At 70.7% G+C, this 437-nt stretch carries 1 protein-coding gene; it reads left to right on the top strand.

Translation table 11 applies throughout. From position 1 onward, the window contains the following. On the top strand, positions 1-437 hold a 437-nt coding region (locus G3I71_RS47875), incomplete at both ends, for a beta-ketoacyl synthase N-terminal-like domain-containing protein (protein ID WP_275409456.1).

The raw sequence follows: 437 nt of genomic DNA, 5'->3' as shown, positions 1-437 counted from the left end.
GTTCGCCGAGATCGCCGCCCGTGAGGCCTGGGCGGACGCCGGGTACACCGCGCCGGCGGGCGAGGACGAGTCGATCGTTCCCGAGCGACTGGGCACCGTGATCGCCTCCGGCATCGGCGGCGTCACCACGCTGCTCGACCAGTACGACGTACTGAAGGAAAAGGGTGTGCGCCGGGTCTCCCCGCACACCGTCCCCATGCTCATGCCGAACGGCCCGTCGGCCAACGTCGGCCTGGAGGTCAACGCCCGCGCCGGTGTGCACACCCCGGTCAGCGCGTGCGCGTCGGGCGCCGAGGCCATCGGTTACGCCGTCGAGATGATCCGTACGGGCCGTGCCGACGTGGTCGTCGCCGGCGGTACGGAGGCGGCGATCCACCCGCTGCCGATCGCCGCGTTCGCCAACATGATGGCGATGTCGAAGAACAACGAGGACCCGA

Origin of the sequence: Streptomyces sp. SID12501, assembly GCF_010550245.1 — a bacterium.
Lineage (GTDB): Bacteria > Actinomycetota > Actinomycetes > Streptomycetales > Streptomycetaceae > Streptomyces.
The sequence above is the reverse complement of the archived record's forward strand: the minus strand, read 5'-3'. Positions and strand labels throughout refer to the sequence as shown.